General features: G+C 30.6%; 10 protein-coding genes. 1 reads left to right on the top strand and 9 read right to left on the bottom strand.

The features are described 5' to 3' along the window. Positions 1 to 291 (top strand): hypothetical protein (locus ACFX4W_RS01095; RefSeq protein WP_377559061.1); only part of this gene is annotated, 291 nt, incomplete at its 5' end. 120 nt (positions 292 to 411) lie between these two features. Here ACFX4W_RS01095 and ACFX4W_RS01100 read toward each other — a convergent pair. The 9 genes from ACFX4W_RS01100 to ACFX4W_RS01140 all read right to left on the bottom strand — a co-directional run bounded on the left by ACFX4W_RS01100 (position 412) and on the right by ACFX4W_RS01140 (position 10452). Beyond that, the gene (locus ACFX4W_RS01100) at positions 412 to 1623 is read right to left on the bottom strand and encodes a glycosyltransferase family 2 protein (protein WP_377559063.1); all 1212 of its coding nucleotides are present in this window, start codon (positions 1621 to 1623) and stop codon (positions 412 to 414) included. 125 nt (positions 1624 to 1748) lie between these two features. Further along, entirely contained in the window at positions 1749 to 2594 is an 846-nt protein-coding gene (locus tag ACFX4W_RS01105; RefSeq protein WP_377559065.1) for a DUF7164 domain-containing protein, read from the bottom strand. An 896-nt stretch (positions 2595 to 3490) separates the two neighbouring features. After that, positions 3491 to 4501 (bottom strand): beta-propeller fold lactonase family protein, encoded by a 1011-nt coding sequence (locus ACFX4W_RS01110; protein WP_377559067.1) that lies wholly within the window; start codon positions 4499 to 4501, stop codon positions 3491 to 3493. 500 nt (positions 4502 to 5001) lie between these two features. Continuing rightward, entirely contained in the window at positions 5002 to 5409 is a 408-nt protein-coding gene (locus tag ACFX4W_RS01115) for a DDE-type integrase/transposase/recombinase (RefSeq protein ID WP_377559069.1), read from the bottom strand. A gap of 735 nt (positions 5410 to 6144) precedes the next feature. Further along, positions 6145 to 6615: a hypothetical protein gene (locus ACFX4W_RS01120; protein ID WP_377559071.1), complete on the bottom strand. Its 471-nt coding sequence runs from the start codon at positions 6613 to 6615 to the stop codon at positions 6145 to 6147. Next, the gene (locus tag ACFX4W_RS01125) at positions 6609 to 6851 is read right to left on the bottom strand and encodes a hypothetical protein (protein WP_377559073.1); all 243 of its coding nucleotides are present in this window, start codon (positions 6849 to 6851) and stop codon (positions 6609 to 6611) included. Before ACFX4W_RS01125 ends, ACFX4W_RS01120 begins: the two co-directional genes overlap by 7 nt. Before the next feature lie 287 nt (positions 6852 to 7138). Continuing rightward, positions 7139 to 8266: a dTDP-4-amino-4,6-dideoxygalactose transaminase gene (gene rffA / locus ACFX4W_RS01130; RefSeq protein WP_377559074.1), complete on the bottom strand. Its 1128-nt coding sequence runs from the start codon at positions 8264 to 8266 to the stop codon at positions 7139 to 7141. Between the two features lie 24 nt (positions 8267 to 8290). After that, positions 8291 to 8914: a GNAT family N-acetyltransferase gene (locus ACFX4W_RS01135; protein ID WP_377559075.1), complete on the bottom strand. Its 624-nt coding sequence runs from the start codon at positions 8912 to 8914 to the stop codon at positions 8291 to 8293. Positions 8915 to 9051: 137 nt separating this feature from the next. Beyond that, positions 9052 to 10452, bottom strand: a complete 1401-nt coding sequence (locus tag ACFX4W_RS01140; protein ID WP_377559077.1) for a glycosyltransferase — start codon at positions 10450 to 10452, stop codon at positions 9052 to 9054. Positions 10453 to 10829: the final 377 nt, after the last annotated feature.

The following is a 10829-nucleotide window of genomic DNA, read 5'->3' on the forward strand; positions in this document are numbered from 1 at the left end:
GTAGAAGTAGTGGTTGTCGTTGTAGAAGTAGTGGTTGTCGTTGTTGTAGAAGTAGTGGTTGTCGTTGTTGGAGGAGGGCATGTTGTACTTATACTTAGAACGGATTCACAATTAAATGTTATAATTCCTTCAGCAGTTAGACCTGTAACACGTCCTGTAATAGGACAAAAATCAGTAAAATTCAAACAAATTTGTTTTCCACTTCTAAACGTTACGAAAATTTGTACTCCAGGTACTAATTTTTTGAATTTTTTACATAAAGACATTATTATCACCTCTTTAGTTCTGTAAGAACCAGTAACTATTAATTATTTTATGAGACTGGTCCTCTTCCTGTTTGTGTTTTTTAATTATACAACTCAATAAAAAATATTTTATTTTACAGTATATTTACTACCATGCAAGTTATTCTCATTGTGAATTTTTGAAAAGATAATAAAAGTAGCGATTAACATAATCATTCTCTACTTCTATAAAATTATTGTAACCCTTTAAAAAACCTAATATGTTAGAAGGGTAAATATCATCAAAGATATATTTTATAAATGGATAATTATCTCCTAGTACAGTATTTAATGCAGTTTCTAATTCTTTTTCTGGAAAATATGTTTTTGGAATCCAGAAGTGTAAATGCCCCTTCTTTTCAGTAAATATAGAATCATTTATAATATTTAATAATTTAGTTTTCCATTGAGAGTCTTTATTAGTCCAATCTGCTACGAATAGTATCTTTTTATAATCATCCTGCTTGATAACTTTGTTGTAGTTTTGCTTGAAATGTTCTAGTTTAAAAGGAATAAAATGCTCATTTTTATTATATACAACGTTTTCAATGATACCTTTCCGATCAGCATGACTAAAACCATTTCTATTCCATTTTATACAAAATTTACTTACATTAGATTCAAAAGCTGCATTTAACTTTATAGGTTCTTGGTTCAAGGAAACTGTTCCAATATGTTGGACGAAAGAAGAACCAGCAATTGCTATTTTATAGCCAGCAATCCCTGCCCTTAAACATATATCATCATCATCATATAGACCCATTCCAAACCAAAAATCATTTCCACCTATTAATGATAATAGCTCTTTTTTTAAACACATGCATGCTCCAATTACTTTATGAGCGTATATAAGTTTATCTTTGTTTTCTCTCATAAATTTTTCTGCATACTCTTGCATTTCTTCAGGTGAATTAAAACTTAATCCAAGACCTTGAGGGCCATAAGCATAGGACAAGTAAGGAACAGCCATCCCTATAGAGTCGTCATTCTCTAATGTATTTACAATTCCATCAAACCAATGATCAGGAAATATCAAATCATTATTTAATATACTTATAATATTTCCCTTGCATTCTGCGAGGCCCATGTTTACAGCAACTGGATACCCCATATTTATTTCTAAATTAATGGGAATTATATTAATTTTATTTGTATCATATATTTTTTTTAATTTATTGACTTCTTTTTTTGTATCGTCTATAGATCCATCATTTACCACTATGATTTCGATACCTTTTTCCAGGTGTGTATTGTTAAGTGATTTTATTAAAGTAGTAATTGCTTGTTCAGTTAATTGGGATTTGTTGTAGCATGGAATCACAAAACTATAATAAGACAAATTAATTAACTCCTTTCTATCCCTTAACCCCAAAAATACATAGTATAAATTTATTAATGTTTTAATTGAGTTAAGAAACGAATAATAATTTACAACACTATTTAGATTAGTTGCTTTATTAATTGCTATTTAAGAGGAAAAAGCTTTTTGGAATTTAATGCTATAAATAGACAATAGTCTTTGATTTTATTAATATCTAAGTTCTCTGTACTTAATTTATCATAATTACCGGCTGTAAAATGGAATTTGGAAAACATGTTATCTGTGTGCCAACAATGTATATGTGAATGAGAATAAATGGAATCTTCAGATGCACTTCCATAGTCCAGGTTTTGTGTATCAACTTCTATATTATCTACTAGATGGTTAACTGCAATTTCACAACCATACATTGTTGCAACTCCTTTATACCAACTAGGCCATTTGCCTTCATCCTCTTTAAATTCTTCTGTCAAAAGTTTTTCAGAAAGAAAAACTCCAATCTTACACACTTCTCTAACTGTTTGAGGGTTTCCATAGTGTGTAGATCCTAAATTATGAAAACCTTGGTGGCGGAGATTATGTTTGGAAGCTAACTGTTTAAGGTTTGAAATGGTTTTTTGATCATTAACATACCCACCTCGTCCTACTGTGTAGGATGTGGGATAATAAGAATTCCAAGCAGGGGTTAAAAAAGTATCTGCATCTGTCCTTAAAATATAATCATATTCATCTAAAAATGTAGCTTCTTCACCTGCTAAACAACTAATTGAGTTAATAAAACGATAGTTTAAAAATTCTGGAGGGTTATCGGCTATTCCGACTTGAACTTTTATACAGTCACTTGGTATCTTATTTAAAGCTTCTTTTGTTCCAAACACTACTAAATCGGTATCTTCTGATTGGATATAATTTATAGATGTATATAAGCAACCTAATTGAAGTAATAAATGCGGATTATCCTCTACAAAAACTACAACAGCTCTTTTCATTAACACACCTTCTTTCGGAAAATTCAGTTTTTAATTCGAATAAAATCTAAAGAAACTTTAGATAGTACATTTAAACATATGTTTCTGTACAAATAAAAATCCCTATTGCCTATTTGTTTGATCCAATTATATTATGAATTGTTCGTTCAAAACTTATGATAGATTGTTTCATAACGCCCTCGAATTTTTGTTATGCTTAACCATTTTTGTCTTAGTTTATGTTTAAATATAGCCTTTAACTGCTCTTAATTAATATTTTTGGAATTTTCCACTTTGTTATCGTATGAAATTTTTAGTGAAAGGTGTATTTAGAAAGAGGTATTTTTATAAAATGTATACTTTTAGATAACTATAGATTTGCTAATCTTATTGTAGAAGAAGCGTCTAACTGCTATGTATATACAATCTAACTGTAAGATGCGTTGCAAAAAACGTGGATATTTTAATGATATGATGGCAAGTGTTATTTCTATTTACAAACGAATAATTTAATGTGGAGCTAGCTTTAATTCTTATGGGTTATAATTCCTTCTTAATCAAACAATAATTATTACTAAAAAACTTTTTTTAAATTAACATATCTAACTTAATAATATTGAATACGAGATGGACGCTAGAGCAAACAAGAGACCAAAAAGCATTCAGCTTTATAAAGGTCTTTTGTTCAATTAAAAGATATGCAAATCAAGTCTATAATGAGATAAAACTGTGGATGGTTAATGGATCTTTTGATCCCAATCAGTATAAAATGTCGTGACTCATAGAATATTGAAACTACGCTGATAATTTTAGCTTACAAAAGCTAAAATTATTAGCATTTACTTATTGCTTTCGTTATTATTTTAATTTAATAATTAGGAATTCCCTATAAACTAAAATGAAACATTTTCGATAAATTATATATTTCTTGCAATATAAATTGCAAAAGGGCTTAAGCCAACTTGAATGGTTTTATTTAAATTGTTAGACTTCGTATCAATAACAGAGACAGTGTTAGAAGAGGAATTAGGAATATAAACTTTCTTATTATCAGGTGTGATGGCTATAGATTGAGGGTTTAATCCAACGGGAATAGTAGCTATAATACATTTAGTAGATACATTAATAACTGAAACGTTATTATCACCTGTATTAGTTACATAAGCATATTCTCCATTAGGTGTAATTTTTACAATTAACGGAAAATTTTCCACTAATATTAGGTTAGTAACAGTATTACTAGTAGTATCGATAATTGAGATATCATTTGAGTTGGAGTTTGTGACATATAGTTCATTTCCATCTGGTGTAATTGATAAGGATCGAGGAGCATTTCCTACTGGAATAGTTGCCTCTACTGTATTCGTGTGCCTATTAATGAGAGAGACAGTATTAGAGAATTGATTGGTCACATAAATACGTTGGCCATTAGGACTTATCACTAAATCAAAAGGATTTTGACCAACAGAAATATTAGAGATTACCGAGTTTGAATGTCTATCAATAACAGAGACAGTATTGGAGAATAAATTTGTAACGTAAATCATTCCTCCATCTGGTGTGACGGATAAAGAGTTTGGAGCATCTCCAACTGAAATTACTGCAGTTACTGTATTTGTCAGAGTGTTAATAACAGAAACATTGTTTGAGCCTTGATTAGCTACATAAATTAGTTCTTCATCTGGCGTTATGACTAGGTTTCGAGGATTCGCCCCTACTGCAATAGTAGAAATTACTGAATTTGTATTTGTATTAATGACAGAAACACTATTACTAAAGAAGTTGGATACATACACAAAATTTTGATTTGACTTAGCGACTAATGCTATGGGAAATTCCCCAACTGGTACAGTGGCTATTGTATTATCTGTCTTAGCATTAATAATTGAAATATTATTCGACCTGGTATTAGCTATATATACAAACATGAAAAAACCCTTTCTTATATTTAATTAACATGAAATATATTCCAATAAAAAGAAATATCTATTGAAAATTAAAATATCCAAAGTTTGTTTTCTTGATAAAATTTAAATTTCTAACATCAGTAGTTGTAGATGAAGTAGTGGTTGTAGATGAAGTAGTGGTTGTAGATGAAGTAGTGGTTGTAGACGTTAGAGGAGGACAAGATGTACAAAAATTTAATACTGATTTACAGTCAAAACTAACAATTACTCCGTCGGATGTTATCCCCTTCACACAGCCTTTAAGTTCCTCAAAATTTAAAAATTTAATGCAAATTTGTCTACCATTCTTTAATGTTATAAAGAGATTTTGACCTAATTTAATATTGGTAAATAGCTTACAATGAGACATTATTTCATCTCCTTTTATTTAAGGACAAGTACTATGATAGTATATGAATTAATTTTTATATTGATTGGGTTTTTGTGTCAGTGAAAGTAAAAAGGATACTATGAATTCTGTCTCAGTTATACCAGGTCTCTATAAACTGAAACACGGCAAGCTTCACTGCACGGTAATTTGCATACTGAGTACGATAAACTTCTTCTTTCTTTAGAATGGCGTGAAATGATTCTATACAGGCATTGTCATAAGGACAGTCTTTCTGGCTGAAAGAATGCCTAATTCCGTGTTTTGGGACATGCTGAGTAAATTCACTGCGAGTATATTGTGAGGCAAAATCAGTATGAACAATTAACCCCTTTTGGGATTTTTGAGAAAAACAGGCGTTTTGAAGTGCTTCGATTACCAATTGTAATGTCATGAAAGGAGAAAAAGAATAAGTAACGATTTTTTGAGATGGAGATCCAATACAGTGGCCCAATAGTACCAGTCTCTTACCGTAGGAATATACGTAATATCCATCACCCATTTTTCATTGGTCGTGCTGTACTGGTAGAGAAGTCTCTTTTTGAAAGATTATCCAGCTGCACAACCTTTTCTTTTGAGAGGGACGGACGGTATTTTTTCCTGGTAATCGAACGGATGCCCACTTCTCTCATTAAACACTGGACACGCTTTAAACTTCTGTTTAATGAGGTTTTATGAATTTTCGGACGCTATAGCAAGCCTTATTTTCCAGTTCACGCTTGGACGTTGTTTTTTCAAGAAAGTCATGGTAGCTGCTACTTTGCACATTTTCGGGACGGAGTATTGATTTTTGTGTTCCTCGATAAAATCGTTGAGCTCTGCTTTGATTACTTTTTCAAGAATATGATCACAGCCTTTTTTAGGATTTCTACTTCCTGTTTTAAGTGAAGGGTTTTTTCTGGGTTTCGGACAACTCTTTTGGTGTCAGGTCCTCTTTCTCTGAACGAATAGGGGAAAAGTCTTTCACCTGCACGTCTACGTTCCATTTCGGACAAATCCCCTCAAAAAAATTATAAGTACTTAATTAAATGGTGTCCATGAAACTATAATAACTTCAAGATTTTCCATAATTCAAAAATTGGTTAAGATTTAAAAGGTGTTTATATCATGAGAAATTAAGAATATCCAATATGCATTCTCTTATCCTTTGAAAATATTCTAAGATAGATGAGGTGATGTAATTGGAATTTTTACATGTTTGAACGAATGGAAAAATTATATCCCTTAGGTCATTCAGCTATTTTTTTATAAAGTCTCCTAATTCTTGTTGTGTATGCGAATCCAAGAGATTAAGTCTATCTTTAAAAGTTTTCTTTGCATACGTATATAGTTTAATATCTAATTCATTTTTTTCTTTTATAGCATCTATAATTTTTGAAGGTAGCTGCTTTTTATTAGGTCTGTTAGGAGTAACATTAGCAATTTCATAATTTAAATTGCTCCAACCAAAATCTTTTTTTAATAAAAAGAGAGATTCGTTAAAATTTTCCATAATCCCAAACGTGGAAATCTTTTCAGTTAAATTCTTTTTTGCAACTTCTAAATCTGGTTCTATTCCTAAGGGCTTACCAGAAATGAAAGTTGTTTGAAGATTAAAAAGTTGTGGTTCATTTGAATTAACAAATTCTTCTAAACTTTTGCTTGTTAGTCCACAATTCAACCAATAGTAATAAAAAGAAATGATTCTATCTATAGGATCTCTTAACATAGTGAAAATTTTTTTTCAAATGGTATTTCTAGATATATTCCTAGGTGCACATGGGCCCATATACATTTTATTTTCTTATTTTTTTGTAAGATCCTCCAGTCTATGAAATCGTTAGTGCTAGGCAAGTCTAATATCTCTTCTGGAAGATATTGTGTTCTTAGAATATTACGGAGAGTTGTACCTCCAGTTTTAGGTAAATGAAGAAAAGTGACTAAATATTTATTTTCTTTTTCCATTATTTAATCTCCTTTAAGTTACTTTATCTACATTGTTAAAAGTAAAGTCAATGTAGGAATAAATAGAGAATATTCTTTTATTTAGAGAAGAAATAAATAGATGTCTATAAAATCCTTAACTTTATTGGTTTTTTTCTATACATTGAGAAAAATATAACAATAAAGTTAGACAAAGGACAAAATGACATATAGAATCTTCTACTGTTAGACTGATTGGAAAATTAAATGAAATACATTTAATTAAATAGCTTATTAACTTATAAATTTAGTTAAGGTTTAATAAACCTCTATTTATAAAATTGATGTAAACATTGACAAATATAAAGTATTTCTTCTTCCTTTAATTTAAAAAACATAGGTAATCTAATAAGCTTTTCACTTTCTGATGTAGTATATTTATCAGTTCCATGAAATTTTCCCATTAGTTTCCCTGCCTTTGATGAATGTAAAGGGATATAGTGGAAAACACTCATGATATTATTTTGTTTTAAATATTTAATAAGCATGGTTCGTTCCTTTAAATCTTTCACTTTGATAAAAAACATATGAGCGTTATGAGTACATTCACTAGGAATGAAAGGTAAGGTAATAGCTCTCTTCTCGGCTAAAGGTTGGAGGTTTTTATAGTAGATATCCCAATGCTTTAATCTCTCAGCATTAATTTCTAAAGATTTTTCTAATTGAGCAAATAAATATGCAGCATTGAGTTCACTGGGTAAATATGAAGAACCAATGTCTACCCAAGTATACTTATCTACTTGTCCTCGAAAAAACCTAGATCGATCTGTTCCTTTTTCTCGAATAATTTCTGCTCGTGCAATTAGTTCTGGATCATTAATAACTAATGCTCCACCTTCTCCACAAGTATAATTTTTTGTCTCATGAAAACTATAACAACCTATATGACCAATACACCCGAGAGCTTTATTATTATACTTACTCATAACTCCTTGAGCAGCGTCTTCTATAACAAATAAGTTGTATTTTTTGGCAATTTTTAAGATAGAATCCATATCACATGAAACACCTGCATAGTGAACTGGTACAATTGCTTTCGTTTTTGAGGTGATTGCTTCCTCAATTATTTTTTCATTAATGTTCATAGTATCTTTTCGAATATCTACAAAAACAATTTTCGCACCTCTTAATGCAAAAGCATTTGCTGTGGAAACAAATGTATAAGAAGGCATAATGACTTCATCATTCTCTTTAATGTTTATCAAAAGTGCTGCCATTTCCAAGGCGTGAGTACAAGAAGTTGTCAACAAAATCTTAGGACATCCTAAGTAATCTTCTAACCACTTATGACACTTTGAGGTGAAAATTCCATCTCCAGAAAGTTTTCCATTCTTAATGGCTTCAAGAATATATTTCTCTTCATTTCCAGTTACAGCAGGAACATTAAAAGGAATCATTATTTCCTCCTTAAAATTAAAGCCCTAATTATTTAGCCAGATATGGTATACAGTTTCACTTTTCCTCAGTATGAATTTGTTTTTTGAGTATAGGTAACAAGCTTCTTTATTTTTTTGCTGAGTAATAACTTGAAAACTTTCAAGACCTTCTGATATGCACCATAATTCACCCTGGTGGATGAGGGAACTTCCTATTCCTTGCCCTCTATTCAAAAAATCAACAGCAATTAATCCAATACGGCCTTCATTTTTTATTTTATTTAATGTCATCATTCCTACGATATTATTATTATCTTTAGCAATGAATACTTCATTAGCGATAGTTTTATTTACGGAATTATACATCCAAGTTTTATATAGTTTCTTAAAAACATTAGAGTTAATTTTAGGATCATTATTAAATCTAGAATGTATACCACTTTCAATTGCTAGATTGTTCATTTTTGCAGTTGGAATGCCTTCTTTATATTGTTCTACTGTATACCCATTTGGGTAATTAATTTGTTGTATATTTTTTTTCTTTATTTCTTTCCTATAAGTTAATTTATTGTCTACTAAATATCCACCAACTGATTTTACATATGTCTCTATTAGCGGACTTATTTTTTCCTCAATACAATAAACTAAGGTAATTCCTTGTTTTCTCATGTTTTCTATTTCACTAAGAAAAGTAATTCTATCTGTATCACTAGGAGAATATATAGCAACTTTAAATCCAAAAAAGTTAGAATCCCATTCTAAAATTTTATGAATTTTTTATCCCTCACTTTCAAAAATAAAGAGTGTTAACCTCCCCCATTTAATAGTTGCATTTGTGCTCTTATTTCATCATATGTGTAATCTATATTAGATGGGATCTGGTTTGAAAAACCAATGGAATGGTTGGAAGGAATCTTTGTCAATAGGTTATCTAAATAATCATTCCACCCCTTCCCTATATGTTTTGCTGAAACAGCTGTTCTTTGCCTTTCTGTCTGGGTTACTCTTAATTTCTTATCATTAATAATATTTATTAGATATTCGCTATATTCATTAAGGCTTAACGCATTTTGATTCATTCCATCATAATATTCTATAGTAAGAATATTGGATAGAGGTTTAGGAGATCTAACAACGGGCACCCCATATAGCGCAGCATCTAAGGCAGCTGTTGGTGAACTCATAGGAAAGCTTTCTACAAAAATGTCCGCTATTCCGTAGTAGTCTTCAATATCCTCTAATACTCCTTGAACAATAATTCTTCCATTTGTAGCACTTATTGCTTGTTGCCATAATTCATTATTCTTATCAGCTCCTATCACATATAGAATTACATCTGGACATTGGTTTATAATATTAGTCATCACCTTCATGTAATTCAATATACCAAATGGAATAAATTTAAATGCAGAGGCAATTGTAAGCAAAACAACCGTGTCCTCGTTAATTCCGAATTTTTTTTTGTATTGGCTAGTTGAAAGTAATTGTTTACTGTTCAATGGTAAAGGTAATATCTCTGATTGTTTAACTTGTCTTCTAGATAGCGAAATTTCTTGGCCCGGAACTCTGGGGTCCGCTATTAGGTCTGAAATACCTACACCTAACCAAAATACATGATCGGCATGATTTAAAAATATAACTGGGGGCCCTTCTGTATTTCCAAAAGCTATAAGAGGAATTGAATCATTAGGATGTATATGCAATATTATTCTATCTGCCCAACGATATGCAACAGTTCTCAAAAACTGGGATCGTTCACTTACACTTAAACCTAAAGGAATAATAATTAAATTACCACCAGTTAATTGAACAGCTTCTGAAAGCCAAGAGGGTATTCCGAGCCCTTGGTCAGTTATAATAATAGAGTGAACTTCATTGTAATGAGCTCGTGCTCTAATCCAACGTTCCACTAAACGTGTGTGTCCACCTGTTGGATAAGCTGTAGTTAATACATGTAAATAGCAAGTCTTTGTGGTGTTTTTTTTTAGAGTTACATTTTTATTAGGTACATATTTAAATTTTTGTCCTAAGGAAAGTAACTCTTCTTCTAATTGATTGTGAAAGTAAAATCCTGGATGCGCAAGCCATGCTTTGGTAGCTGCTTCCCTTGCAATTGACATTTGGGTATTCAAGTCTTGTGGTGATTTTTGGATTCTATTCATTGAATTTTCAAATTCTCTTCTGTTTTTTTCTATTTGAGTGTTCATAATAATACTCCTATTCAATTAATAAATATTTCATCTAGATAATTTATGAAAAAGTTAAGATATTATTAATAAATTTAACCTTCATATGTAATAAAATAATAATTGCCATTATTTTGTGGAGTTGTTATAGTTGCATAGACGCTATTTAATTAAATCCTTATAATTTTTTTGAGGGTATTTGTCTGAAATGGAACGTAGATGTGCGGGTGAAAGATACAATCATGAGTTTAAGAAAATTATAGTAATCTCGGCTGTTAACCCCCTCAAGAAATTAAGAGTCAAATGAGAAAAGTAAATTCAGACTTAATTTTTTTGTTCAAATTCTTGAATCAAATCTCCATAATGATAAAATGGTTGGTTCTAACTGGGCAAAGCAA

Origin of the sequence: Priestia sp. YIM B13489, from assembly GCF_042787645.1 — a bacterium.
Classification (GTDB): Bacteria; Bacillota; Bacilli; order Bacillales; family Bacillaceae_H; genus Priestia; species Priestia megaterium.

Bases quoted from the DNA above. Each gene is read 5' to 3' on its own strand.
- ACFX4W_RS01120 (WP_377559071.1), bottom strand. From the start codon at position 6,615: ATGTTAAGAGATCCTATAGATAGAATCATTTCTTTTTATTACTATTGG.
- ACFX4W_RS01140 (WP_377559077.1), bottom strand. From the start codon at position 10,452: ATGAACACTCAAATAGAAAAAAACAGAAGAGAATTTGAAAATTCAATG.
- ACFX4W_RS01105 (WP_377559065.1), bottom strand. From the start codon at position 2,594: ATGAAAAGAGCTGTTGTAGTTTTTGTAGAGGATAATCCGCATTTATTA.
- ACFX4W_RS01110 (WP_377559067.1), bottom strand. From the start codon at position 4,501: ATGTTTGTATATATAGCTAATACCAGGTCGAATAATATTTCAATTATT.
- ACFX4W_RS01135 (WP_377559075.1), bottom strand. From the start codon at position 8,914: ATGAGAAAACAAGGAATTACCTTAGTTTATTGTATTGAGGAAAAAATA.
- ACFX4W_RS01125 (WP_377559073.1), bottom strand. From the start codon at position 6,851: ATGGAAAAAGAAAATAAATATTTAGTCACTTTTCTTCATTTACCTAAA.
- ACFX4W_RS01115 (WP_377559069.1), bottom strand. From the start codon at position 5,409: ATGGGTGATGGATATTACGTATATTCCTACGGTAAGAGACTGGTACTA.
- rffA (WP_377559074.1), bottom strand. From the start codon at position 8,266: ATGATTCCTTTTAATGTTCCTGCTGTAACTGGAAATGAAGAGAAATAT.